Source organism: Stenotrophomonas sp. YJH_SMC_138, from assembly GCF_059369855.1.
Genome location: NZ_JCAFTB010000013.1, coordinates 21,133 through 46,011, shown reverse-complemented (window position 1 = coordinate 46,011; position 24,879 = coordinate 21,133). Strand labels below are relative to the sequence as shown.

Sequence of the window (24,879 nt, the reverse complement as noted above, 5' to 3'; positions counted from 1 at the left end):
TGCATGCGAAGCGCGCAATCTACCACTCCGCCCCGGCCACCGCAGCGGGCACATGCAGGCCCTTCGGGGCTGTGCCAGACTCACTCAGGCACCTGCCATGGATGATGGAGCACCGCACGATGATGATCGTTCCCGCGTACTGGGCCGAAGCCCGCCTGCAGGCCCGTTTCCGTGGCCGGCCGATGGTCGTGCGCCGCTTCGGCTGGTCCGACGAGGGGCCTGCCCAAGCCCAGGCCCACGCCGACGCACGTGCCCATGAAGCCCTCAACGCCATCATCGCCGGGCAGGTGCTGCCGCGTCGCGAAGTGCGCAGCAACTACGGTGTGGAGGGCGTGCCGATCCGCGAGCAGATCGTACAGCGCGATGGCGATGTCATCATCACCCGCAACAGCTATGGCGCGCTGTGCCTCAACAGCCCCGACGTGCTGTTCGCCGACATCGACCATGCGCAGCCACCGGCTGGATGTGTGATACCGGCCATCGTCGCGGCGGTCGTGCTGCTTGCCGGCGCCGTCATCGGCACCCTGCTCTGGCATTGGCTGGTGGGCCTGGTACTGGGCGTGGCGGCAGTGCTGCTGGTCAACGCGGCACTGCTGATGCGGCGGAAGCAGCGCCTGGCCGCTGCCGGCGGTGCTGAAGGGCTTGCGCTGAAGCGCGTGGACGCCTTCAGCGAGCAGCATCCCGATTGGCATCTGCGCGTCTACCGCACCCCGGCGGGGCTGCGCGTGCTGGCGATGCATGCCACGTTCTCACCCGAGGACGAGCAGCTCCAGGCATTCTTCAAGGCACTGGGCACCGACACCCTGTACGCGCGCATGTGCCGGCTGCAGCATTGCTTCCGTGCGCGACTGACACCGAAGCCGTGGCGCGTCGGTCTGCGTTATCGCATCAGGCCACCGGTGGCTGCGTGGTCAGCCGAACAGGCCAACAACCCGGACCGGTTGGCCTGGATTGCCGATTACGAAAAGAAGAGTGCCGGCTTCGCCGCCTGCGCCTACCTGCGCAGCTTCGGTGATACCACCCGGGTGCATGCCAAGGCCGAGCATGTGCGTGACCTGCATGACCGGCTGTCACGCGCGCAGGATCGCCTACCGCTGGCGTGAGAGTGGCAGACGCTCAATCAGCGCCCTGCACGAACGGCTGCCCTGCCAAGGTAGTGCCCAGCTGCACCGCGATCTGCTGCCCGCCCTTCTCGAAGGTTGTCGCGCACTGCTTTCCGCCCTTCTGGCATCCGACTTCCGGAAAGCCCTCAAGTGACTCGGGGGCGCCCTGTGCCGGACTCGCCTGCCAACCTGCCGCATCCAGCAGGCGCTTGGCCTTGGCATAGGGCATGCCGGCGACGATGCCCAATTGCGTCAGCTCAGCAGGAAACGACTGGGCATGGGCCGTTGAAACCAGGGCCAACGACAACGTTGCAGCAAGGAGAATGGCTTTCATCGCAGTGACCTGAAACGAGCTATCAGGTTCAGCCTAGATCATTTGCGTGGCGTGCGAATGTGCCGGTAACACGCCGTTACCGTGTCTCCACAGTTGATTGCAGAGCACCTCAATCCGCTTACAGGCCAGCGGCAGCCGAGCATGGGCTCGGCTCTACAGGATGCAGGAAGGCCGCTCTGAGGCGGCCTTCCTGTTCCTTCACTTGGCGTTCTTCACGTAGGTATCGAACCAGTTCAGCATTTCCGCCACCAACTGTTCGTTCGATTCCAGCGCGGTGTACCAGTGCGGCTCGTTCGGCAGCATCACCAGCCGGGTGGTGCCGCCGTTACCTCGGATCGCCTGGTACAGCTTGCGCGACTGGAACGGCTCGGTGCCCGGGTTGGCGTCGTCCTCGCCGTGGACCAGCAGCAGCGGCAGCTTGATCTTGTCGGCATAGAAGAACGGCGAGGCCTTCAGGTACACGTCCTGCGCCTGCCACACCGAGCGACGCTCGTTCTGGAAGCCGAACGGGGTAAAGGTCTTGTTGTACGAACCGCTGGTCGCCACGCCGGCCTTGAACAGCTTGGTGTGCGCGATCAGGTTGGCGGTCATCAGGCCGCCGTGGCTGTGGCCGGTCACGCCGATGCGGTTGCGGTCAACCACGCCCATGTCCACGGCCTTGTCCACCGCCGCCTTGGCGTCGGCTTCCAGCTGCTCCAGGTAGGTGTCGTAGGCGTTCTTCGGATCGCCCACGATCGGGAACGAGGCGTTGTCGATGATCGCGTAGCCGGCCAGCAGCATCAGGCGGTACGGCTGCAGGCGGGTGAAGGTCTGCTGCGAACCGGACACCTGCCCCGCCTGCGCGGCGTTGGCGAAGTCGGCCGGATAGGCGTACAGGATCGCCGGCACGCGCTGGCCTTCCTTGTAGCCCGGCGGCGTGTACAGGGTGAACGACAGGTCCACGCCGTCGGCGCGCTTGTAGGTCACCAGCTGCTTCTTGATCTGGCGCACTTCCGGTGTCGGGTCGACCAGCTTGGTCAGTGCGGTCGCGGTGGACGCGAACTGCGCCTCGCCGGCCTTCGCATCAGCCACCGCCTCACCCTGCTGGCGGACGAAGGCATTCGGCGGATCGATCACCGACTGATGCCAGGTCAGGTAGCGGCCCGGCGTGTTGCTGAAACCGAGGAACTGTTCGTAGGCGTCTGCACTGCTGCGGAACAGGCGCTCGCTCTTCAACGTGGCCAGGTCGAGGCGGTCGAGGAACGGACGGTCGCCCTGCGGCGAGGCACCGCGGCCGCTGAGGAACACATGGTTGCCCTCACGGCGCACCACCTGCGCGCCATTCGGCAGGCGGGTGAAGACCAGATTGCCAGGGTTGCCGTACAGCTCATCGCTGGACATGTCCCACAGCAGGCGGCCTTCCTTCTTCGGCTGGTCCACATCCACGATGCGGGTCTGCATCCAGTGACGATTCTCGTCGTTCTCGTACTGGAAGGCCACGGCCGGATCGGCGGTCCACGCGAAGCCTTCGAAGCGCTGCGCGGTGCGGGTGATTTCGGTCGGCTTGCCGTTGAACGGCGCCTTCAGCATCAGCACGCGATCGCGATGCGGCACGTTGACCTTCCAGTCGCCCTTGTCCAGCGCTTCGGCGTAGACCAGGGTAGCCGGATCGGTGGCGCGCCAGTCGAAACCGCGCGGGCCTTCCGGCACGCCGTGCACCGGCACGCGGTCGGCCAGCGGGAGGCTGGCGATCGGCGTGCTGCGGCCACTGCTGATATCCAGCACGGCCACGTCGTTGGCGAAACGCTGGTAGGTCACCGCGTGCGAATACGGTGCCTTGATCGATTCAGTCAGCACGTGCACGCCATCGGGCGCGGCACTGACTTCGTTGAACAGTGCCGGCTGCCCGACCGGGCGCACGCTGCCTGCGGCGGTATCTACCACGGCCAACTGCGAGGCACCGTAGTAAGCGAACAGCTTTTCGTCGTGCACGCTGGTCAGCGTGTCGCGGGCCTCATAGGTGCTGCTCTCGCCACTGCTGCCCAGCGACTCCTGTGCATCCGGGCCGGTCGGTACGCCGCCGTTGGAAGGTGCCGGGCCCTGGTTGGCCGGTACCAGTTTCACCAGCAGATTCTGGCTGCCGCCCAGCCACTGCACGGTGTAGCCGAAGATCGGGTTCAGCTGCACGTTCGGCACCTGCTTCACCTGCCCGGTGGCCGCATCGCCCACCCACAGCTGCACGCTGGTATCGACCGCATTCTGGAAGGCGAAATGGCTGCCATCGGCCGACCACAGCGCGCCGGTGGCACAGCCCTGCGGCAGGTTGACCTTGGTCTCCTTGCCACTGCCGATGTCGACCAGGGTGAAGTCGGCCACGCAGGCCGGAATGCCATAGCCACCCGGGGTGTCATGGCGGCTGCGGTTCTTCGGCTCCAGCCGCACGCCGGCCAGCTTCAGGTAGGGCTGGGCCACGCGGCTGATCGAGGGGTAGGTCTGCGCGGTGGTCAGCAGCAGGCGCTGGCCGCCCGGGGCCACGTTCGGCGCCGGCGGTGGCGGTGCCTTCAGCACCTTGAGCAGGTGTTCCGGCGGCTTGGCGTAGTCGGCCAAGGCCGGGCCAGCGGCCAACAGGCCGACGGTGGCAACGGCAACAGCCGCCGCCAGAGAGGTTCGACGGATCAGCATCCTTATCCCCTGGGTGTGAATGGGTACCCGGAATCGGGCATGGACCCGAATCTAGCACCGCAGGGGATGGGGTGAATGGGCCGGAAGGGCTAGAGGCCGGATGGGGCAAAGTGGGACACGCCCGGAGAGGCCGGCGATGGACCGGCATCTGCCAGGCGTGGTCTGTCGTCACTGCTGGGCGTGCAGGTCCCAGGCGGTCAGGTAATCGGGGTCGACCACGATCATGCCACTGTTCCGCATGCGGTATTCGCCTGGCTCGGCCCGCTGGTACTGGTCGAGCATGGGCGGCAGGTAGCGCTCATGGCCATCGTCTTCGTCGGCCAGCACCACGCCTTCGTCGGCGCTGATGCGCAGCACGGTGCCCGCGTACTGCTCCAGACCCTGCACTTGGCCGTCGCCACCATAGCGGGTGACACCCACCAGCACGACCTTGCCGATCATTTCCTCGGCCTTGGCATCATCCAGTGGGGGCAGCATGGCATTGAATTCGTCGTTCATCGGTGCACCTCCAAAGCCTGTGGGGATAGCGTGGGTTCGGCGGTCCCACGCTGCCAGCGTCGACGGCAACGCAGGAATCTCTCTCGGGGCGCAAGTAGCTGGATCGCAGGCCCGACCGGGCAACGCGGGGTGCGATGGGTGAAAGGTGTCTGGAACTTGGCTGGAACTGCGGCGGATGGCCATCTGCGCCGATGGCGGGACCGTGTCAGGTCAAGATCAACACCACGCGTTGCGTTGCATACACGGTGAAGCGTGACAGCTGCACTGTAGTGGCATGAGCGCCTCCTGTTGAAGGTCACACGCGGGTGCGTTGCTCCGTTGGAACGAATGCTGCCACTCCACGCGGAAGGAACAAGTGAAGATTGCAGGCGACCTGCAACAAGCGGTTCGCGCGGTACCCGTTCATTAAGCTGGCGCCCCGCTCTGCTGCGGCACGCCTGCCCTGGCAGGACGCTAGAATGCGTCCATGCGCACCGTACATGCCCTCCGCTACATCACCCCGTTACGGGAAGGCGGCTCCCTGCCCGCCGTGGTCGAGACCGACGACGACGGCATGGCCGTGCTGAAATTCCGTGGAGCCGGCCAAGGCCCGAAGGCGTTGATCGCCGAGCTGATCGCCGGCGAGATGGCACGCACGCTGGGCCTGCCGATTCCGGAAATCCTGTTCGTCGAGCTGGACCGCGAGTTCGCCCGCACCGAGCCCGACCCGGAAATCCAGGAGCTGATCCGCGCCAGCGAGGGCCTGAACCTGGGCCTGGACTATCTGCCCGGTGCGATCAATTACGACCCGGCCGCGATGCCGGTGGATGCCGAGCTGGCCTCGCGCATCGTCTGGTTCGATGCATTCACCAGCAACGTCGATCGCACCACCCGCAACCCCAACCTTATGGTATGGCATCGCAAGCTGTACCTGATCGACCACGGTGCGGCCATGTACTTCCACCACGACTGGGCCAGCGCCGGCGATGCCTGCGAGAAGCCGTTCGTGCTGATCCGCGACCACGTGCTGCTGTCGTTCGCCAGCCGCATTGCCGAGGTGGACGCAGAACTGGCTGCGTGCCTGACCGATGCCGAAATCGAGCGCATCGTTGGCCTGGTGCCGGACAGCTGGCTGGTGGACGAACCGGCGTTCGACAGCCCACAGGCCTATCGCCAGGGCTATATCGACTATCTCAAGCACCGCCTGAAAGTGCGTGCAGTGTTCGTGCAGGAGGCCATCCGTGCCCACGCTGCACACGTATGACTATGCGGTCATCCGCGTCGTGCCGCGGGTGGAACGCGAGGAATTCATCAACGTCGGGGTGATCGTCTCCTGCCCTGGCGCGCGCCATCTGGAGGCGGCCATCGAAATCGATCCTGAGCGCCTGCGTGCCTTCGCGCCGGCGCTGGACCAGGACGCGCTGCAGCCATGGCTGGATGCAATCGTGGCCATCTGCCGTGGCGACGCCAGCGCCGGACCCATCGCAAAGCTGCCCGCGCGCGCCCGCTTTCATTTCCTCACCGCCAAGCGCAGCTCGGTTGTACAGATGTCGAGCACGCATGTCGGCCGCACTGCGGACCCGGCGGGTGTGGTGGAACACTTGATGACGAAGATGGTGCGGGTACCGGAATGAACGGCACCTGCCGCATTCACAGTGGCAACCTTCGCGCGATGTAGTTGACCACATTACCGATCGCATCCGGATCGACATTGGCCAGGCCAACGATCACATAGCCCTGCGCCGGCAGCACCACGATGGCACTGTTCGATCCGGGCGCACCGCCTTCGTGGCCGTACTGATGCTCCCTGCCCTCGCCCTGAACCACGAAACCAAAGCCATACCAGCCCTTGTGGTTCTGCGCCGTGGTGGCCTGCTGCAGCAATGCAGGTGAAACCAGCTTCCCGCCTTGCAGTGCCTCGGCGAATTTCACCATATCGGCCACTGTGCTGTAGCCACCACCGGCCGACATGCCGCGCCAGGGCAGCGACTTCGTTTCACGGACCCATTGCCCATCGTGCTTCGTGTAAGCGACGGCACGCTTTGGAACGCTCGCTGTTTCCGGCTCGAAGCCGGTGCCGGTCATGCCCACCGGGTGCAGGATGTGCTCCTCCACATATGCGTAGTACGACTGCCCCGATACCGCCTCGATGATGCGTCCCAATACGATGAAGCCATAGTTGGAGTAGCTGTCCTGGCTGCCGGGCGTGAACTGCGGCGCATCCCTGGCGAACCGCTGCACGTAGTCATCCAGCGTCTTCAGGGACGCGGAATACTGTTCGAAACCATCGCCAAAGAAGTCCCCCAGGCCACTGGTGTGTGACAGCAACTCGCGCACGGTCACGCTGCTGGCGACAGCCTTGTTCGGATAGTCCGGCAAGTGCTTGCCGATCGTGTCATCGAGACTGAGCCTGCCATCCTGCACCAGCTGCAGGATGGCCACGGCGGTGAACATCTTGTTGGAGGACGCAAGGCGGAACTGCGTCTCCACGCCCACTGCAATTCCAGTGCTGCGATCGGCATCACCACCGCGCCAGTCCAGCAGCACCTTCCCATTCTGTGCCACCTGCAACGCGCCCGACAGCGCGTCCTGTGCCCGCAGCGCCTCCAGCTTTGCTGTGACGTCGGCCATCAGGGCAGGCAATGCAACCCGTGCCGGCTTGTGCTTGTCCGGCGTTTCAGTGCCCTCGATCTGGAACTGCATCAGGTGCGACGGATTGGCCGGGTCCATGACGGCGGTCACCCACATCGCGCGTTCGTTCATCTGGCCCATCACCAGCAGCTTCGCTTGGCCGGGTGCACTCTCGGTTGATTCGAGTACGCGCAAGGGGCCTGTGCATTCGCGGAATTCGAGATAGTCCTTGGGACCGCTGCCTTGCTTCTTCGCGTATCTATCGGCGAATGCCTGCAACCCCTCGAGGCTGCCCGCATTGAAGGCCGCAAGCCAGTCACCGATGGCGTCCTGCGCACGCGGATGTGCACGCACGCTGGAGGCGGCGCCCACTGCCGGAACAGCCCAAAGCGTCATCAGCACCGAACAGGCCAGTACTTTGCAGAGCAGCAGGCATCCAACAGCCTTCATGGCAGTTCCTTTGCGGGTATCCCTGGGCGCATCCTAGATCATGGAACCGCCCGCTGCATCCATGCCAGGGACCCTGCCGCAGCACCTCAGCCGTGACGATGAACGCCTCGATGCGATGCCAATCGCCCCGCTCATGCGGCAGCGATTCCACGCCCATGCCGATCTGGTACCTCACCGCATCCGGGCCGTCGCGCCAGTAGTACGGCGCGCCATTGCTCCAGCCGCAACAGGCGTAGCGCAATGCAGGCATGGCAAAGGTCTCGCGCAGATAGGCTTCCACCTTCACTGCCTGGGTACCTGGAACGCGGTAGTGGGCCTGCATGGGTTTGATGCAGGACGCGTCGTCCTGGCTGCAGCCGCTGTATTCCAGGCCCGCAGGCTTCCGGCCCATCGCCTGCAGGAAATCCTGGCATTCGATATCCGGTCGCGCCAGGCCATCCGCATGCCCCTCCGCTTCCCATGCGGCCAGCGCCTGCGCAGGCGTCTGCTGCGCAATCACGTTGGCGGCGAACAGCAATGCCGCCAGCCCCAGCAGCAAGCGCGCGCTACGCAGCGGCAACCGGCCAATCGTCTCAGGGCGATCCTTCGCAGGTAGTCACAGGAATGCCAACCGATGCCGTGCTATCGCCGTGCCATCGTCTGCTCGCTGAAGCGTGCCACGCAGAAGTCCAGGAAACTGCGCAGCTTGGGCGTCAGCTGGCGGTCGCGCGGGTACACCAGGTTGATCCACGTCGACACCGGCACGTAGTCCGGCAGCACTTCCACCAGTTCACCACGCGCCAGCGCGGCGGCAAGCATTTCATGGGGCTGCAGGATCAACCCCAGCCCTCCGACTGCCGCGGTCAGCAGCGGCTCGGCTTGGTTGACCATGAAGCGGCTGGACACCGGCACGCTCAGCACGCTGCCGTCAGCATCGCGGAAACTCCAGCGCGTGCGGATGATCGAATGGGCGAAGCCCAGGCACTCGTGCCGACTCAGATCGGCCGGATGGACAATGGCCGGGCGCGATGCGAGGTACGCCGGCGATGCACACAGCACCAGCGGATACGGCCCCAGGCGTCGCGCCACCAGCCCACTGTCGGCCAGATCACCGGTGCGGAATACCAGATCAAAGCCGTCCTCGACGATGTCCACCAGGCTGTTGGACAGGTTCAGATCAACCTGCACGTCCGGGTACTGCTGCAGGTAGGCCACCACCGCCGGCCCCAGTGCATGCACGCCGAAGGTGACCGGTGCGCTGACGCGCAGGCGCCCCATCGGCCGCCCGCGCGCTACTTCGGCCAGCTGCTCGGCGCCTTCCACCTCCTCCAGGATCACCCGCGCACGCGCCAGATAGGCCTGGCCGAAGTCGGTCAGGCTCTGCTTGCGCGTGGTGCGGTTGAGCAGGCGCACGCCCAGGTGTTGTTCCAGCGACTGCACGTGTTTGCCGACCAGCTGCGGCGACAGGCCCAGCGCGTCGGCGGCAGCGGCGAAGGAGCCAACCTCGGCCACTTTGACGAAGGTCCGCAGGGGAGCGATCAGGTCCATTGCAAACAATTGGTTTTCAATGAAACGCCAGATTACCCCTTATTCTGGAGGCAGGCCACGCGCACAGTAGCCTCCACCTTTCCGCCGGCCCCAGCGCCGGCCTTGCCCAGGAGCCCCCCATGAGCCAGGTTGTCCGCATCCACGAATATGGCAGCGCCGATGTGCTGCGCATCGACGACATCGATGTTCCCGCCCCCGCCGCCGACGAGGTCCAGATCCGGGTCAAGGCCATCGGCCTGAACCGTGCCGAGGTGATGTTCCGCAACGGCGCCTATCTGCAGGAGGCGCAGTTCCCCAGCCGGCTGGGCTATGAAGCGGCCGGCATGGTCGAGGCGGTCGGCAGTGCGGTGAGCGGATTCACTGCTGGCGATGCGGTGAGCGTGGTGCCGCCGCTGGACATCGCCCGCTGGGGCACCTACGGCGAGCTGGCCAACGTGCCGGCACGACTGGTGGTCAAGCACCCGCAGGCGCTGGGCTTCGAAACGGCGGCTGCGGTGTGGATGCAGTACGTCACCGCCTGGGGCGCACTGTTGGAGCAGGCGCAGCTGGCCGCCGGGGATTCCGTCATCATCACCGCTGCCAGCAGCAGCGTCGGCCTGGCCGCGATCCAGATCGCCAATGCAGTGGGTGCCACGCCGATTGCGGTGACCCGTGGCCCGGGCAAGCGCCAGGCCTTGCTCGATGCCGGTGCCGCCCATGTCATCGCCACCCAGGAACAGGACCTGGCAGCCGAAGTGGCGCGCATCACCGGCGGTGCCGGCGCCCGCGTGGTGTTCGACCCGATCGGTGGCCCGCAGTTCGTGCCGCTGACCGAGGCAATGGCCCGTGGCGGCATCCTGCTGGAATACGGCGCGCTGAGCAGCGAACCCACCCCGTTCCCGTTGTTCAACGTGCTGGGCAAGTCGCTGACGCTGAAGGGCTACCTGTACTCGGAAATCGTCTCCGACGATGCCGCGCTGGCACGTGCCAAAGCGTTCATCGTCGACGGCCTGGACAAGGGCACGCTGGCGCCGAAGATCGCGAAGGTGTTCCCCTTCGCACAGATCCAGGACGCCCACCGCTACCTGGAATCGAACGAACAGATCGGCAAAGTGGTGGTGACGCTGTAAACACCCTGCCGGCAGCGACGGACCCACTGCGGGCACGTCGCTGCCGCAGGCTCAGGCCATTGAAGGCCCGCGGTTCTCATGCTGGCGGCTTTCGAGGGTGAGCTGGTGCTCGCGCTGCCGGTTGTCACCGGCCAGATCATTCACCGTTTCCTCCATCGAGCGCGCGGGCTGTGCCGTATCCACACTGGCGCGCTCACCAGGAATCAACCCGGCAACCCACAGGCGATCTCCGGCCATCATCACCCGGTCGACGCGCGCGGCATCATCGATGCCGTTGCGCTTGGACTCCAGCACTGCCTGCATGACGTGCTCGTCGCCGATGGTGCCAGGTACCCCCTGGCGGATGCGCTCGAACAGCGCGGCGTCCCTGGGCGACAGCGATTCCATGCCATTGGGCTGCGGTGCGGGCTCCGGCGCGGCCGGACCAGCGACCGGTGCATTCGCCGCTGCCTGCTGCCGCGCCTGCACCTGCTCCGGCTGGAACTCCGCCCGCGTATAGGGCGGACGCTGCGGCGGCCAGTTCTCCGCGCGGTCGAACTCGGTGGTCGGCGCATGCTCGCGAGCGACGGCGGCATCGTTCAACTGCCGGCGCGCATCCGTGTCGATGACGCCGCCGGGGCGCAGCGGCAGGCCATAGTCCTGCTGGAAGTTGCGCATGGCCGCCTGCATGCCGGCATCAAACGTGCGCGCATCGCGCTCGGCACGTGGGTTCGGTTCGGTCAGGTACCCCAACGCCTCCAGCTGCCGGCGCATTTCGAACACCGGCTCGCCCTTCTCACCGGGGCCCAGGTTGCCGTCGGCCAGCGGCCCGGTCAGGTCGGTCACCGTCCGGCGCTTGAAGTCCGGATCGACCGCCAGCGTGTCGCTGCGCATGCGTTCCAGCAGCGCAGCGTCGATGCGGCCATTGGCCGGGCTGATACCCCGCTCGGTCTGGAAGCGGCGCACGGCCTGCTCGGTGGAGGCGCCGAAATCACCGTCGGGCTTGATCGCGGCATTGGCGTTGTTGCGGACGTCCAAGCGCTGCAGGTACTGCTGCGCTTCCAGCACGTGCTGGTTGGCGTCACCCCGGTGCAGGTCCATCGCCCCGGTGGGCGCCTGGGGGGTCGGCACCGGCATCTGGAAGCCTGGTTGCTGCACACGCTGGACCAGGCCGGCAACCTGGGATTCCCATTCAGTGGCCCGTGTGGCGATGGCGTCTGGATAGGGACTGCCGTTGTTCAGCTCACCGCCATTGACCGAGGCCCGCGCCTGCCGGTAGTCGGCATGGTTGGCGTTGACGTTGTCGGACAGCCGCGCACCAAACAGGCCGTCGCGCATCCCCACCACCAGCACCTTGGTGGCGATGTCTGCCTGGGCAGCCCGTTCCGGATGCTCGACCAGCTCGCGGCCGATCCCCAGCGCCTCGCCCAGCCGCTCGTAGTTGTTGACGTGGGTGAGGTGGGCAAAGCCCCGGCCGAAGTACTCCTCGCCGCCGAAGTAGCGCAGATCCACCGCCTGCTTCCTGCCCCAGTCTTCCTCGGGCGCGGCGAAATCACGCGATTCGTGCTGCGCCGTGGCCAGCACATAGGCAATCTGCCGATGGTCGGTAATGCCGTTGTCGATGCAGGTACGCACGATCATCTCGACCGACTGGTCCCGGGTCAGGCCGAAGCCCGACCCACCTTTTCCATAGCCTTCGCTCATCCTTCAGCTCTCCAGTTCCGGAACGCATCCATTCGTCGGGGGAAGACCTACTTCAGCAGGTCCGATTCGGTAGGGGCCTCGCCCCTGCAGGTGTCATAGCGGCGCTGCAGCAACGTGCGCGTGCCGGTTCCGCGCAGCTGGATGACCTTGTCCTCGCGCTCGCACGGGCTGACCTTCGCGCGAAGCACGAACCGCCCATTGTCGATATGGTCGATGTCGCGCCCACCGATGGCCGCTTCCAACGCCTTGGCACGCACATAGCGGTTGCGCTTGGCATCGAACAGGTAGAACGCATGCACCGGAACGTTGTAGACACCGCTGTTGTCCTGCCACACCTGCAGGTCCGGCACGCCATCACCATTGAAATCCGAAACGGTCAGCAGCACGGCGGTCGCACCCTGGGCACCGGTGCCGGCGCGGGTCAGGCGCGGCTGCACGTCCGTGACCACCACGTTGCGCCCACCACGGGTCACGCCCATGCTCCGCACCTGGCAGGTCGTCACGTTGTCGGTGCCGCTGCAATCGGTCACCTGGAAGACCACCTGCAGTGCCGGTGTGAGCCTGCCCTCGCCGGGCCGCAGGACGATCCTGCCCTGCTTGTCGGGCGCGGCATCGGCGGCATGCACAGCGGCCTGCGCCGGCGCCGGGGCCGCCTTGGCTTCCGCCACCAGCGCCGCCGCACCGCCGCCCTGCAACTGGCGGGCACGCAGCAGGGTCATGTGCGTGCGGCACTGCTGTGAATCCAGCTGGGCAACGGCCGTGCTGCCTTCCGGGCACCGGTTGTCGCGCTGGCGCAGCCATTGCCGCTGCAGATCGCGCAGCACCTGCTGATCACGGGCGGTCAGTGTGGAGCGCGCCGCGCTGTAGGCGGCATTGAGTGCATCGTCGTGCACCTTGAGTTCAGCGTCGGCACAACGGCGACGGGCGTCCAGCGCGGTGCCTGCGGCCGCCATGCAAGGCGCATGAGCGGGGCTCAGAGAGCGCGCATCGCCTGCGATCAGTTCGGCACCGCTGGGCACCTTGCGTGCCGCGGGCTGGGGCGACGCCTGCGCGCTTGTCCACAGGCAAGGGCCAAGCAGAAGCAGTCCTGCCAGCAACCGGGTGGCACGCCCCGGCAGGCGTTCGGAGTTCAGCATGCGTTTCCTTCCCTGGGGGCGTTGGCCGGCCCCGTCCTGTTCCGATGATGGATGCTGCCCGGTCGCCAGCGCAACTTCAGCGACCAGCGGTCACAGCCCGTAGGCCGCACTCAGGCCGGCAGCGCTATTTCGGCAGTGCGTAGGCCATCACGTAATCGCCATTCGGGGTTTCCATGAAATGGTGGCCGCCAGCCATGATCACCACGTACTGGCGCCCGCCCTGCGCGTACACCATCGGATTGGCCTGGCCACCCGCGGGCAGCTTGGCATGCCACAGCTCCTTGCCGGTCTTCAGGTCGATGGCGCGCAGCAGGTCGTCGGTGGCGGCGGCGATGAAGATCAGGCCGCTGGCGGTGACTACCGAACCGCCATTGTTCGGCGTGCCGATCTCGATGGGCAGGCCGGAACGGATGCCGAATGGTCCGTTGCCGCGCGCACTGCCGAACGGACGGTCCCACAGCAGCTTGCCGGTGCGCAGGTCGATGGCCCGGATGCCGCCATAGGGTGGCTGCTTGCACAGCAGACCAGTGAACGGCAGGCGCCAACCGGCGTTCACCTGGATGGCGTAGGGCGTGCCCACCTGTGGGTCGCCCGCGCCTTCGGCGCCGCCCTTGTCGAACCGGACCTTCTCGCGTGGCAGCCAGCCCAGCCTGTCGGCCTCGGCGCGTGGCACCAGCCGGTTGTAGTTGGGCATGTCGTTGTAGTTGGCCACGATCACGCCGCGGCGTGTATCGATGGACACACTTCCCCAATCCGAACCGCCGTTGTAGCCGGGATATTCGATGGAATGGCGATCACTGCTCGGCGGGGTGTAGAAGCCTTCGTAGTACGCCTTGCGGAACTGGATGCGGCAGATCAGCTGGTCGACCGGGGTGATGCCCCACATGTCGCGCTCGGTCAGGTCATGCTGCCGGCGCAGCGTGTGATACAGCGAGAACAGCTGCGTGGGTGAGCGTTGTTCCGGTTCGACACCGCCGACCGGCACCCTGCGCTCTTCGGCGGCGGTCAGCAGCTGGCCGTTGCGGCGGTCAAGGATGTAGAGATCACCCTGCTTGGTCGGCAGCAGGAGCGCCGGCACCTTGCCAGCCGCCGTCGGGTAATCGATCAGGCTGGCCTGCGAACCCAGGTCGTAGTCCCACACATCCTTGCGCACCGCCTGGAAATGCCAGGCCGGCTTGCCCGTGGCCACATTGATCGCCACCAGCGACGTCGCGTAGCGGTTCTGGTTTTCCGTGCGTGAGCCACTCCAGTAATCGCCAGCGGAATTGCCCAGCGGCAGATAGACCAGCCCCAGCGCCTCATCACCGGTCGCGGTGGTCCACATGTTCGGCGTGCCGCGCGTGTAGGTCTGCTCATGCGGCGGCAGGCCGCTGCGTTCGGGCTGGTCCATGTCCCACGCCCAGCGCAGCTTGCCGGTGATCGCATCGTAGGCCTGGATCACGCCCGACGGCGCGTCGCGGCGCTGACCATCCAGCACCTGGTGGCCGGTGACGATCACCCCGCGCACGATGGCCGGTGGCGAGGTGATCGACACATAGCCCGGTGGCACCTCGCCCATGCCCAGAGTGATGTCGACCTGGCCGTTGTTGCCGAAATTCGCACAGGGGCGGCCACTGTCGGCATCCACCGCGATGATGCGCCCGTCCAGCGTGCCCTCGATGATGCGCGCCCAGCATGCCGGACGACTGCCCGGTGCAGCGCTGCGGGTGGCACTGGGCGGCGGTTCCGGCAACGCCAGATCAGCAGCGGCATCGGCCAATGCGGCATCGGCGAGGATCGGCGTGGCCGGTTGCTCGTAATAACTCACGCCACGGCAGGCGGCGGTGTATGGAATCGAAGCGTCCTTTACCTTCGGATCGAACCGCCACACTTCCTTGCCGCTGGCCGCATCCAGTGCGATCAGGCGGTTGCGGGCGGTGCACAGGTACAGACGGTCGCCGATCTTCAGTGGCGTGGTTTCCGCACCCCAGCGCTTCTTCGGCATATCGCCGGTGCGGAACTGCCAGGCCAGCTGCAGCGTGGCCACGTTGGCCGGGGTGATCTGCTGCAGCGGCGAATAGCGGGTGGCGGCATTGCTGCGCCCCCACGCCGGCCAGTCCCCTTCGGCAGGCTGGTCGGCCGGCTGCAGGCCGGTGGTGTCGCGGGTCGGTTCCAGCCCGACGCTGGCCGCGCCTTCCGGGAACGGCTGGTGCCCGTCCACTTCGCCGTGCGGCGCGAACGCCAATCCGAAGGCAGCGACGAACACCAGCATCAGCACGCCGGCCACGCTGCGCGACAGGCGCCTGGAAACCGGTTGGTGGAGGGTGGGCGCCAGCAGCGCCAGCACGATGCCAAGCGCGGTCACCAGGCCGAGCCGCGGTACCCAGCGCCAGTAGTCGCTGCCCGACTCCCACCAGGTCCACAACAGCGTACCGGCGAACACCAGCGCATACAGCAGCGCGCCGCTGCGGCGATTGCCGAACAACAGGAGGCCACTGGCCAGCAGGCCGGCCCCGGCGATGGCGTAGTACGCCGAGCCGCCCAGGCTGAGCAGCCATGCGCCGAGCCCGCCGATGACCAGGCCGAGCAGGACCAGCAGCAGCGACAGCACGGTAACGAGAGGATGCCGGGAGGCGCGGACGGGAGCAGGAGCGGACGGCGGCGTGGCGGACATCGTCGATCTCCGGGGACAGCATGCGCCGTTATCCCACCGCCGACGTGAAGCGCGCGCGTATGTGCGGCATCCTGATACGACGACGCCGGCACAGGGCCGGCGTCGTCGCGTAGCTCAATCTTGCGGCAGGATCACTCCTGTGCGGCGTCCTCGCTGCTGGAAGCCGCCGGGGCGCCATCGGTCGTGGTCGCGGCCGGGGCCGGGCCAGGCACTGCCATCTCATCCTCGTCCTCGTCGATCGAGGCATCCATGCGCTCCACCGCCTGCAGCTTCTCGTCCTTGGACAGGCGGATCAGGGTCACGCCCTGGGTGTTGCGGCCGACGCGGCTGATTTCCGAGCCACGCGTACGCACCAGGGTGCCACCATCGGAGATCAGCAGGACTTCGTCGCTGGAGCCCATCAGCACTGCGGCGACCAGCTTGCCGTTGCGCTCGGTGGTCTGGATGCCGATCACGCCCTGCGTACCACGGCCCTTGCGCGGGTAGTCCGGCAGCGGGGTGCGCTTGCCGTAGCCGTTCTCGGTGGCGGTAAGGATGTACTGAACGCTGGCGTCGTCGGCGCCGTCGATCACCGCGTCGCCATTGGCGACAGCTTCCTCGACACCGTTGTCGTCCTCGTTCTCGTCCTCGCTGCCACCGGCACTCTCGGCCACGATCAGGCTGACCACTTCCTCGCCGGCCGGCATCTTGATGCCGCGCACGCCGGTGGCAGTACGGCCCATCGAGCGGACCTTGTCCTCACCGAAGCGCACGGTCTTGCCGTTGGAGGCGAACAGCAGGATGTCGCGCTGGCCGTCGGTCAAGCCGACGCCGACCAGCGCATCGCCCTCGTCCAGGTTGATCGCGATCTTGCCGCGGGCCAGGCGGAAGGCGAACTCGCTCAGCGGGGTCTTCTTGACCGTACCGTTCTTGGTGGCGAAGAACACGAACTGGCCATCGGCGTACTCGCGCACCGGCAGCACGGCCTGCACGCGTTCGCCCGGCTCCAGCGGGATCCAGTTGATGATCGGACGGCCGCGGGCGTTGGAACCGGCTTCGGGCAGCTGGTAAACCGGCAGCCAGAACACCTTGCCCGAGCTGGTGAAGGTCAGCAGCGTGTCGTGCGTGTTGACCAGCCACAGCTGTTCGATGAAATCCTCTTCCTTGGTCGCCGCCGCGCTGCGGCCACGGCCACCACGGCGCTGTGCGCGGTACACGCTCACCGGCTGCCGCTTCACGTAACCGGCATGCGACACGGTAACCACCACGTCTTCCGGCGCGATCAGGTCGAGGATGTCCAGGTCTTCTTCGCTGTGGCGGATTTCGGTACGACGTTCGTCGCCGAATTCGGCCTTGACGTTGACCAGCTCCTCGCGGATCACCTGCAGCAGGCGGTCGGGATCTTCCAGGATGTGGATCAGCCCGGCGATCACTTCCAGCAGCTGCTTGTACTCGTCGGTCAGGCGGTCCTGCTCCAGCCCGGTCAGGCGGTGCAGCCGCATCTCCAGGATCTGGGTGGCCTGGATCTCGGTCAGCTGGTAGCCGCCCTCGATCAGGCCCACGCCCTTGGGCAGGTCTTCAGGACGGGAGGCCTCGGCACCGGCCGCACCCAGCATCGCACCGACCAGGCCCGGCTCCCACACGCGGGCCAGCATGCGCTCGCGGGCTTCGTTCGGGTTCGGCGAGGTCTTGATCAGTTCGATCATCTCGTCGATGTTGGCCAACGCAACGGTCAGGCCTTCCAGCACGTGGGCACGGGCGCGCGCCTTGCGCAGCTCGAACACGGTGCGGCGGGTGACCACTTCGCGACGGTGGCGGACGAACGCCTCCAGCATCTGCTTGAGGTTCATCAACTGCGGGCGGCCATCGACCAGCGCCACCATGTTGATGCCGAACACCGATTCCATCTGCGTCTGCTGGTACAGGTTGTTCAGCACAACCTCGGCAGATTCACCGCGCTTGATCTCGATGTAGATGCGCATGCCGTCCTTGTCGGACTCATCGCGCAGCTCGCTGATGCCTTCGATCTTCTTTTCCTTGACCAGCTCGGCGATCTTCTCGATCAGACGCGCCTTGTTCACCTGGTAAGGAATTTCAGTGACGATGATCGATTCGCGGCCGTTGTCGGCCACTTCGATATCGGCCTTGGCACGGATGCGCACGCGGCCACGGCCGGTGCGGTAGCCGGCGACGATGCCGGCAGTGCCGTTGATGATGCCGGCAGTCGGGAAATCCGGGCCCGGGATGTATTCCATCAGGCCGTCGACATCGATGTCCGGGTTGTCGATCAGCGCGATGCAGGCGTTGATCGATTCGCTCAGGTTGTGCGGCGGAATGTTGGTCGCCATGCCCACCGCGATGCCAGCCGAACCATTGACCAGCAGGTTCGGGAACCGGGTCGGCATGACCGTCGGCTCCAGTTCCTTCTCATCGTAGTTGGGCTGGAAATCGACGGTTTCCTTGTCGATGTCCGCCATCAGCTCATGCGCCAGGCGCGACATGCGCGCCTCGGTGTATCGCATTGCTGCAGCGGAGTCGCCGTCGATCGAACCGAAGTTACCCTGGCCGTCGACCAGCATGTAGCGCAGCGAGAACGGCTGTGCCAAGCGCACCAGCGTGTCGTACACCGACTGATCGCCATGCGGGTGGTACTTACCGATGACGTCACCGACGATACGCGCCGACTTGAAGTAGGGCTTGTTGCTGTGCGCGTTGAGTTCGTTCATCGCGTACAGCACGCGGCGATGCACCGGCTTGAGGCCGTCGCGCGCATCCGGCAGCGCGCGGCCCACGATCACGCTCATGGCGTAATCGAGGTAGCTCTTGCGCATCTCGTCTTCCAGGTTGACCTGGATGATTTCCTTGGCGGTTTCTGCCATTCGGGTTCCGTTGTCTGGTAGCGGTCCAGTCCGGCGCAGCCCTCTGCGGGAGGGGGTCGCGCCGGAACCTCGATTCAACCTGTGGATACTACCACAACAGGCCGTTTTCCGCCTCCCTTTACGGGGATTTTACCGGCACAAATCAGGAACTTAGGGCCCCATACCGCCCCTGTAGAGCCGAGCCCATGCTCGGCTGCGCGAAATCAGTAGATCCACGCCGTGCGTGGATGAGGCCTGCCTGGGGTCAGAGCCCTTTCCTGCGAAAAGGGATCCGACCCCGGGACCTTCCTGCCCGCCTCAGCCGCCGAAGGCGGTGCGCATGTTCCCGGCGGTCGGGTTCAGGATGACCCCGCGCTCGGTCACGATGGCGTCGATCAGCTCGCCCGGGGTGACGTCGAACACCGGGTTCCAGGCAGCAATGCCCTCGGCGACGGTACGGGTACCCCCCACGCCGTACAGCTCACCCGGGTCGCGCTGCTCGATCTCGATCTGGCTGCCGTCCACGGTCTCCATGTCCACGGTCGAGGACGGAGCGACCACCATGAACTTGACGCCGTGGTGGCGGGCGGCGATGGCCAGCTGGTAGGTGCCGATCTTGTTGGCGGTATCGCCATTGGCGCAGATGCGGTCCGCGCCCACGATCACCCATTGCACGGCGCCGGTCTTCATCAGGTGCGAGGCAGCCGAATCGGCGATCAGGGTGGCATCGATGCCGTCCTGCTGCAGTTCCCACACGGTCAGGCGTGCCCCCTGCAGCCACGGCCGGGTTTCGCCGGCGAACACGCGGGCGATGCGGTGCTGGGCCATGCCGGCGCGGATCACGCCCAGCGCGGTACCGAACCCCGCAGTGGCCAGCGAGCCGGTATTGCAGTGGGTCAGCACGCCGCTGCCAGCCTCGATCAGGCCCGCGCCCAGTGCACCCATGTGGCGGTTGGCGGCCAGGTCTTCCTCGGCGATGGCCTGCGCTTCCGATTCCAGCAACGCCTTCCAGTCGGCGCCGGCGGCGTTCAGGCAACGGCGCATGCGCGCCAGCGCCCAGGCCAGGTTGACCGCAGTCGGGCGCGACGCATTGAGGCGCTGCAGGGCCGGTTCCAGCTGCTGCAGGGCGTGCGCACCATCGGCGGCCTGCACCTCGCGTGCAGCCAGCACGACACCCCAGGCAGCGGCAATGCCGATCGCCGGCGCGCCACGCACGGTCAATGCGTGGATCGCGCTGGCAACCTCGTCGCTGTCATGGCAGACCACGTGCTCGACCACGAACGGCAGCTTGCGCTGGTCCAGCAGTTGCAGGGCATCGCCGGTCCACAGGATCGGGCGGATGTGGTCGTAACGGGCGTAGTCGATGTCAGAGGCAGTGTTCATGGGCCCATTGTAGGGCCACGCCCCGCAGGGTTGGAGCCTGCCCGGGCTCAATTCACCGAGAATTCGGCGCGGCAGCCGCCGTCCACCCAGATCCCGTTGCGGCTCCAGCCCCAGGTACTGCCTTCCTCGCAGGGCGTGCTGGACAGCTGCTCGGAGACCACGGCGCCAACCGAGATGCTGGCACCGCAGAAGCGCCGCTTCTTCGACTTCGATTCGCAGGTCAGGCGGCGCGGCATGTCGACGAAGCGGCCATCGTCATCGGCCACTTCGAAGTCACCCTGGCAGCCACGGCTGGTCCAGACTTCATTGCGCTTGTAGCCCCAGCCCTGCCCTTCGCGGCACGGCAACACCGACAACTGGCGCAGCAGGCGCACCGGCGCGCCATCGAGTCGTACCGGGCAACTCTGCGGACGGCCATTGGATTCGCAGCGCACCACACGGCGCACCAGGCGCTTGCCCGAGCTGCCAGCCGGCGGCGCCGCGCCCGCTGCGCGCCGGGCGCGGAACTCGGCACGGCAGCCCAGGGTGACCCACACACCACTGCGGTCAGTGCCCCACTCGCTGCCGCGGATGCAGCTGTTGCTGGACAGCTGGCGCACCAGGTCGACGCCGTTGGCAACCTCGATATCGCAGTGCACCCAACCCATGTCGCGTGATTCGCAGGTCACCACTTCATCGTCGTAGCCCACCTGCTGGGCCGACGCCGGCGACGGCAGCCAGGCACCCCAGAGCGCAATGGAGTACACCGGTGCAGCGACAACCGCGAACCACTTGACCAAAGCCTTCCCCAGCAGGAATGGATGAACTGGATGCCAGTGTCCGGCATTGGCCGTGATAAGAGCATCATCGTGCTTACCGACGCAAGCGCACCGAACCCGCGTTTCGTTCAGCCTGCGATGTTCAGCAACACGCGGGGATCACGCGTGGGCGAAGTCGTAGGCCAGCACATCGGCGATGCGTGGCGTGCGGTTCATCGCCATCAACAGGCGATCGACACCCACCGCCACGCCGGCACAGGCAGGCATCGACGGCAACGCCGACAACAGTGCCTCGTCCACGGCCGGCTGCACCTGTCCACGTTCGTGGCGGCGCTGCTGGTCACGCTGGAACCGGGCGCGCTGCTCGTGGGCGTCGTTCAGTTCGTGATAGCCGTTGGCCAGCTCCACTGCACCCAGGTACAGCTCGAAACGCTCGGCCAGCGGCGGCGTGCCCGGACGGATGCGGGCCAGCGCGGCCTGGCTGGCCGGCCAGTCATGCACCACGGTCATCACCGCGTCATCGAACTGCGGCTGGATGTGGTGGGTCATCAACAGGTCCAGCCAGTCATCACGGGTCAACCCGACCGGGTCGATGTGCACGTCGCCAAGCGCAACACGCAGCGCGGCTTCATCGGCCTCGAACGGATCCAGGCCCACGTGCTGCTGGAACAGCTCGCGGTAACTCAACACACGCAGCGTTGCACGGCGTCCGACCAGGGCCAGCGCCTGGCCGACCAACTCGGCGGTTTCCTCCATCAACCGGTGGTGGTCCCAGCCGACCCGATACCACTCCAGCATGGTGAATTCCGGGTTGTGGCGGCCGCCGGCCTCGCCGTTGCGGAACACCCGGCCCAGTTCGTAGCAGTCGCCCACACCGGCCGCCAGCAGGCGCTTGAGCGGATATTCCGGCGAAGTGCGCAGCCAGCGACGACGGCCACCGGCATCGACATGGCCGGTGAAATCGGTATGGAAGCTGTCGATGTTCGGCTCGGTGTTGCCTGCCACCGACAGGATCGGCGTTTCCACCTCCAGCACATCGCGCTCGGCGAAGAAGCGGCGCACCAGTGCATTGAGCGTGGCGCGCTGCTGCAGCGCGCGCAGCAGGGCCTCGCTCACAGGATACCCTCCGGGCGCGGATGGTCGAGCGGCAGGGTCAGCAGATCGCGGGTGTCGTCGATGTAGCCGCTGGCCAGGTACAGGCGGCGGGCCAGTTCGTTGTGGTGGTTCACCTCCAGGCGCAGACGGCTGACACCACGCCCGCGAGCGCGCTGTTCACAGATGGCCAGCGCCTGCTTGCCGCGACCACGACCGCGCGCGCGATGGCTCAGGTACAGCTCGTCCAGCAGCATGAAGTGGCCGCCCTGCTCCAGGCTGAAGCCCATCGCGATCACCGCGTAGCCGACCACCTCGCCGGCCTCGTCCAGCCACAGCAGCACTTCGCCATTGCGCGGATCGGCCAGCAGCGCGTCCACGCCGCGACGCACGCGCGCGTCATCGAAGTCGATCCTGTCTTCGGCGTAGAACTCGCGCATCAACGCGATCAACAGTTCTTCGTCGGCACGGGTGGCCAGGCGGAAATCCAGCGGGGCGGTCTGCATCGGTGTTCCTTTGTCTTTCATGCCGGGCGCCAGGCACCCGGCGGGTCATCATTCGTGTTCGGCGAGGTAGGCCAGCAGGCGGTCTTCGTCCCACACCGGCACGCCCAGCGATTGCGCCTTGTCCAGCTTGGAGCCGGCCTCGGTGCCGGCGACCACGAAGCTGGTCTTCTTCGACACGCTGCCGGAAACCTTGGCACCCAGCGCTTCCAGGCGTTCCTTGGCGGCATCGCGGGTGAGCTGGGCCAGGGTGCCGGTCAGCACCACGGTCTGCCCATCCAGCGGGCCGGCCACGATCTCGGCCAGCGCCGGCGCCTTGGCCAGGATCTGCTGCATCGCCTTCTCGGCTGCCAGCAGCATCGCGCCATGGCCATCGGCATCGAGCCAGTCGGCCAGACCGCGCGCAGTGTCGTCCGGCAGGCCGGCGTTGACGAACTGGCCATGCTCGGCATCCAGCACCGCCTGGGCACCCGGCAAGGCAGCCACCAGCTTCTCCGCACGCAGGCGGGTGATGCCGGGGATTTCCGATTCGACCAGCAGTTGCGCCAGATCCATGCCTTCGCGCAGCTTGGCACTGGGCGCGTGCACATCACTGATGCGCACCTGCCCGACCTGCAGCAGGTCGTCGATGGCCTGCTGGTTGCCCTGCTGCTCGAAGAAATGGCCGAGAGAACGCGCCACTTCGCCACCGATGTCCGGCACGCGCTTGAACAACGGCCATGGCAGGTGGCGGATCAGTTCCAGGTCACCGAACCACTGCGCCAGCGCCTTGGCCGTGCTCTCGCCGACGTGCTCGATGCCAAGCGCGAACAGCAGGCGCTCCAGCGTGGCTGCGCGACTGGCGTCGATTGCCGCGATCAGGTTGTCGGCCCATCTGGTGGCGATCTTCTTCGTGTTCCATTCGAAGCTGGCCGGCTGTGCCAGCGCCTGCGCGCGCCACGCCGGATCGTTGCCATCCAGCTTGAGCACCGCATTGAGCACCGCGCCGCTGCCTTCTGCCGGCAGGTGCAGCTTCAGCGCGGCGGCCAGTGCCGAAGGGTCCTCGGCATCCAGCACCAGCTTCAGGTGCAGCAGCTGGTCGCGGTTGAGCCGGTACAGATCGGCCACGCTCCTGACAATGCTGGCGTCGACCAGGGTTTCGATGTACTTGTCGCCGAGGCCGTCGATATCCATCGCACGGCGCGAAGCGAAATGGGCAATGGCCTCCTTGCGCTGCGCAGGGCAGGACAGTTCGCCCGAACAGCGCCACGCAGCTGCACCTTCCTCGCGCACGATTTCCGAGCCGCACACCGGGCAGCGCGTCGGCATCTGCCAGGGCGAGGTGCCCTGTGGACGGCGGTCGAGGATGACGCTGACCACTTCCGGAATCACGTCGCCAGCACGTCGCACGATCACGCTGTCACCGACACGCACATCGAGACGCGCGATCTGATCGGCATTGTGCAACGTGGCATTGGACACGATCACGCCGGCCACAGCCACCGGTGCCAGCCGCGCGACCGGCGTGGCGGCACCGGTGCGGCCGATCTGGATCTCGATCGCCTCCACCGTTGTGCTCTGTTCCTGCGCCGGGAACTTGTGCGCGATGGCCCAGCGCGGTGCACGCGAGACAAAACCCATGGCCTGCTGGCCGGCGCGGTCATCCAGCTTGTAGACCACACCATCGATGTCGAACGGCAGGCCATCGCGACGCTCGCCTATGTCACGGTAGTAGCCGAGCAGGCCGTCGGCGCCTTGCACCACCTTGCACAACCCGCTGACCGGGAAGCCCCAGGCGCCGAGCTGGGCCAGTGTGCCCGAATGGGTGTCCGGCAGCTCGCCGCCCTGCACTTCACCGGTGCCGTAGGCGAAGAAACTCAGCCGGCGCTGCGCACTGATCTTCGGATCGAGCTGGCGCAGTGAACCCGCTGCCGCGTTGCGCGGGTTGGCCAGCACCTTGCCGCCCTGCTGGCGCGCACGTTCGTTGTAGGCCTCGAAATCGGCGCGGGCCATGTACACCTCGCCACGCACCTCCAGCACATCCGGCCAGTCCTTGCCGTGCAGGCGCTTGGGAACATCGCCGATTTCACGCAGGTTGGCGGTCACGTCCTCGCCGGTACTGCCATCACCGCGGGTTGCGCCGAGTACGAAATGACCGTCCTCGTAGCGCAGGCTGATCGCCAGGCCATCCATCTTCGGTTCGGCCGAGAACTGCAGGCTGCGGCGGCCCAGGCGCTCATCGATGCGGCGCACGAAGTCGGCCACTTCCTCATCGCTGAAGGCATTGGACAGCGACAGCATCGGCACCGCATGGCGCACTTCGGGGAAGCGGCCGGACGGGCGTGCACCGACCTGTTGGGTCGGGCTGTCGGCACGGGCCAGTTCCGGGTGCTCGCGCTCCAACGCTTCCAGCTCGCGCACCATCCGGTCGTAGTCGACGTCGGGGATCTCCGGCGCGTCCAGCTCGTGGTAGGCGCGGTTGGCCTGGGCGATCTGCCGGCGGAGATCTTCGGCGCGTTCGGCGGGGCTGGGGCTCATCGGGATCCGGTGGTTCTGGGATGGC

At 66.5% G+C, this 24,879-nt stretch carries 19 protein-coding genes; 4 read left to right on the top strand and 15 right to left on the bottom strand.

The features are described 5' to 3' along the window. Positions 1-119: 119 nt before the first annotated feature. A complete protein-coding gene (locus tag AC5P7I_RS20310; RefSeq protein WP_164166430.1) occupies positions 120-1,103 on the top strand; it encodes a hypothetical protein in 984 nt (327 codons plus the stop codon). Positions 1,104-1,116: 13 nt separating this feature from the next. On the opposite strand, the gene AC5P7I_RS20305 is transcribed toward AC5P7I_RS20310, so the two are convergent. The 3 genes from AC5P7I_RS20305 to AC5P7I_RS20295 all read right to left on the bottom strand — a co-directional run bounded on the left by AC5P7I_RS20305 (position 1,117) and on the right by AC5P7I_RS20295 (position 4,596). After that, on the bottom strand, positions 1,117-1,437 hold the full coding sequence (locus AC5P7I_RS20305) for a hypothetical protein (protein ID WP_041863592.1): 321 nt from the start codon (positions 1,435-1,437) through the stop codon (positions 1,117-1,119). 198 nt (positions 1,438-1,635) lie between these two features. Beyond that, on the bottom strand, positions 1,636-4,098 hold the full coding sequence (locus AC5P7I_RS20300; protein WP_111207043.1) for a S9 family peptidase: 2,463 nt from the start codon (positions 4,096-4,098) through the stop codon (positions 1,636-1,638). Between the two features lie 168 nt (positions 4,099-4,266). Further along, complete coding sequence (locus AC5P7I_RS20295; RefSeq protein ID WP_014647641.1) at positions 4,267-4,596, bottom strand: hypothetical protein; 330 nt, start codon at positions 4,594-4,596, stop codon at positions 4,267-4,269. A 466-nt stretch (positions 4,597-5,062) separates the two neighbouring features. On the opposite strand from AC5P7I_RS20295, the gene AC5P7I_RS20290 reads away from it, so the two are divergent. After that, positions 5,063-5,839 (top strand): HipA family kinase, encoded by a 777-nt coding sequence (locus AC5P7I_RS20290; protein WP_046431494.1) that lies wholly within the window; start codon positions 5,063-5,065, stop codon positions 5,837-5,839. After that, entirely contained in the window at positions 5,817-6,209 is a 393-nt protein-coding gene (locus tag AC5P7I_RS20285; RefSeq protein WP_014647643.1) for a DUF3037 domain-containing protein, read from the top strand. Before AC5P7I_RS20290 ends, AC5P7I_RS20285 begins: the two co-directional genes overlap by 23 nt. A gap of 16 nt (positions 6,210-6,225) precedes the next feature. Here the strand turns inward: AC5P7I_RS20285 and AC5P7I_RS20280 are convergent, their stop codons facing one another. From AC5P7I_RS20280 to AC5P7I_RS20270, 3 genes are all read right to left on the bottom strand, one after another. Next, positions 6,226-7,602 carry a serine hydrolase domain-containing protein gene (locus AC5P7I_RS20280; protein WP_262087128.1) on the bottom strand — a complete coding sequence of 459 codons (1,377 nt, stop codon included), beginning with the start codon at positions 7,600-7,602 and terminating at the stop codon, positions 6,226-6,228. Beyond that, positions 7,523-8,215: a DUF4952 domain-containing protein gene (locus tag AC5P7I_RS20275; RefSeq protein ID WP_329767613.1), complete on the bottom strand. Its 693-nt coding sequence runs from the start codon at positions 8,213-8,215 to the stop codon at positions 7,523-7,525. Before AC5P7I_RS20275 ends, AC5P7I_RS20280 begins: the two co-directional genes overlap by 80 nt. 62 nt (positions 8,216-8,277) lie before the next feature. Next, a complete protein-coding gene (locus tag AC5P7I_RS20270) occupies positions 8,278-9,183 on the bottom strand; it encodes a LysR family transcriptional regulator (protein ID WP_032962018.1) in 906 nt (301 codons plus the stop codon). A 119-nt stretch (positions 9,184-9,302) separates the two neighbouring features. Here AC5P7I_RS20270 and AC5P7I_RS20265 point away from each other — a divergent pair, with 119 nt between their 5' ends. Continuing rightward, a complete protein-coding gene (locus tag AC5P7I_RS20265) occupies positions 9,303-10,292 on the top strand; it encodes a zinc-dependent alcohol dehydrogenase family protein (RefSeq protein ID WP_046431502.1) in 990 nt (329 codons plus the stop codon). Positions 10,293-10,343: 51 nt separating this feature from the next. Here the strand turns inward: AC5P7I_RS20265 and AC5P7I_RS20260 are convergent, their stop codons facing one another. The 9 genes from AC5P7I_RS20260 to ligA all read right to left on the bottom strand — a co-directional run bounded on the left by AC5P7I_RS20260 (position 10,344) and on the right by ligA (position 24,860). After that, positions 10,344-11,975 carry a peptidoglycan-binding domain-containing protein gene (locus AC5P7I_RS20260; RefSeq protein WP_262087066.1) on the bottom strand — a complete coding sequence of 544 codons (1,632 nt, stop codon included), beginning with the start codon at positions 11,973-11,975 and terminating at the stop codon, positions 10,344-10,346. 47 nt (positions 11,976-12,022) lie between these two features. Beyond that, a complete protein-coding gene (locus tag AC5P7I_RS20255; protein WP_495222178.1) occupies positions 12,023-12,928 on the bottom strand; it encodes a lysozyme inhibitor LprI family protein in 906 nt (301 codons plus the stop codon). Between the two features lie 307 nt (positions 12,929-13,235). Then, on the bottom strand, positions 13,236-15,764 hold the full coding sequence (locus AC5P7I_RS20250; RefSeq protein ID WP_046431508.1) for a membrane-bound PQQ-dependent dehydrogenase, glucose/quinate/shikimate family: 2,529 nt from the start codon (positions 15,762-15,764) through the stop codon (positions 13,236-13,238). A gap of 131 nt (positions 15,765-15,895) precedes the next feature. After that, positions 15,896-18,622: a DNA gyrase subunit A gene (gene gyrA, locus AC5P7I_RS20245; RefSeq protein ID WP_262087070.1), complete on the bottom strand. Its 2,727-nt coding sequence runs from the start codon at positions 18,620-18,622 to the stop codon at positions 15,896-15,898. 297 nt (positions 18,623-18,919) lie between these two features. Further along, positions 18,920-19,984 carry an S-methyl-5-thioribose-1-phosphate isomerase gene (gene mtnA, locus AC5P7I_RS20240; protein WP_014647652.1) on the bottom strand — a complete coding sequence of 355 codons (1,065 nt, stop codon included), beginning with the start codon at positions 19,982-19,984 and terminating at the stop codon, positions 18,920-18,922. A 47-nt stretch (positions 19,985-20,031) separates the two neighbouring features. Continuing rightward, the gene (locus AC5P7I_RS20235) at positions 20,032-20,763 is read right to left on the bottom strand and encodes a DUF3011 domain-containing protein (protein WP_032962032.1); all 732 of its coding nucleotides are present in this window, start codon (positions 20,761-20,763) and stop codon (positions 20,032-20,034) included. Between the two features lie 138 nt (positions 20,764-20,901). After that, complete coding sequence (gene epmA, locus AC5P7I_RS20230) at positions 20,902-21,858, bottom strand: EF-P lysine aminoacylase EpmA (protein WP_014647654.1); 957 nt, start codon at positions 21,856-21,858, stop codon at positions 20,902-20,904. Then, positions 21,855-22,340: a GNAT family N-acetyltransferase gene (locus tag AC5P7I_RS20225; RefSeq protein ID WP_010480482.1), complete on the bottom strand. Its 486-nt coding sequence runs from the start codon at positions 22,338-22,340 to the stop codon at positions 21,855-21,857. The genes epmA and AC5P7I_RS20225 overlap by 4 nt, the downstream gene beginning before the upstream one ends. A gap of 48 nt (positions 22,341-22,388) precedes the next feature. Then, complete coding sequence (gene ligA / locus AC5P7I_RS20220; protein WP_262087130.1) at positions 22,389-24,860, bottom strand: NAD-dependent DNA ligase LigA; 2,472 nt, start codon at positions 24,858-24,860, stop codon at positions 22,389-22,391. Positions 24,861-24,879: the final 19 nt, after the last annotated feature.